Annotated in this window: 1 protein-coding gene; it reads right to left on the reverse strand. The window is 58.1% G+C overall.

Annotation, left to right across the window (positions count from 1 at the left end; all coding sequences use genetic code 11):
- Positions 1–378: 378 nt before the first annotated feature.
- On the reverse strand, positions 379–1,246 hold an 868-nt coding region (locus WLY71_RS30580; RefSeq protein ID WP_347806563.1), incomplete at its 5' end, for a hypothetical protein.

Consider the following 1,246-nt stretch of genomic DNA (forward strand, 5'->3'; position numbering starts at 1 on the left):
GATAAGTGTAGTGACCTGCATTCATACACGCACCGACCTGCAATCAGCACATTTTTCGACCGGAATTAATTGCGTCTATCCGGCCCTGCGAACCGGGATTAATGGCGAATGAACCTGCATTTATCCGCTTCGATCTGCATTCCATTTGCGCAGGCTCAGTGGAAGATGCCAGGCCTACCGAGATTAGGACATTGTTGTTCGGCAACCTGCCTGACCCGGCGAGGGGCAGCCGAGCTGCGCGATAAAAGGCTGGCCGCCGGATTGCCTATCTAAGTCTTTTTAGTCGCAATTAATGCCAGTCCGCTAGGCTGGACGCAATGAATACGGGTCGAAAACCTGATTGCAGGTCGGGAAGTTTTCGAATGCAGGTCGTTACACTCATCGCCCAGAAGGCCCCCGCAGCACCACATTGAAGGCGTGGTTAATGGCCGCGCGCGCGCCTGGATCAAGTCCGTGTTGCGTAATGGCCGTATTGACCGCCGCCTCCAACGCTTCTGGGCGCACTTCGCCCGCAGCAGGCGCCAGCGTTGACCAGCTCAGACCCTGCTGCTCAAGGTGACACAGAAATCGTGAAATCCGATTGCGCTGATTCCGGGGAAGGGTTGTGGGCAGTTGCGCCATCACTGCTTGGTGTTCGGGCCACACAGGTATCAGGCGGACTACACCGGAAGGCGCCAGCAGAACCAAGTTGAAGGCGTGGTTAATGGCCGCGCGCGTGTTTGTCTGAAGTCCGTGTTGCGTAATGGCCGTATTGACCACCGCCTCCAACGCTGCTGGGCGCACTTCGCCCGCAGCAGGCGCCAGCGTTGACCAGTTCAGACCCTGCTGCTCGAGGTGACACAGAAATCGTGAAATCTTATTGCGCTGTTGCCGGGAAAGGGTTGTGGGCAGTTGCGCCATCACTGCTTGGTGTTCGGGCGACACAGGTCTCAGGCGGACTACACCGGAAGGCCCTTGCAGAAACACGTTGAAGACGTGGTTAATGGCCGCGCGCGCGCCTGGATGAAGTCCGTGTTGCGTAATGGCCGTGTTGACCGCCGCCTCCAACGCTGCTGGACGCACTTCGCCCGCAGCAGGCGCCAGCGCTGACCAGCTCAGACTTTGCTGCTCGAGGTGACGCAGAAATAGTGAAATCTTATTGCGCTGATCCCGGGAAAGGGTTGTGGGCAGTTGCGCCATCACTGCTTGGTGTTCGGCCAGTAATGGTGTGGTTCGCCGCGTGGGGACGGGGGATTGTCTTATAGCG

Source organism: Pseudomonas rossensis (assembly GCF_039888995.1).
Classification (GTDB): domain Bacteria; phylum Pseudomonadota; class Gammaproteobacteria; order Pseudomonadales; family Pseudomonadaceae; genus Aquipseudomonas; species Aquipseudomonas rossensis.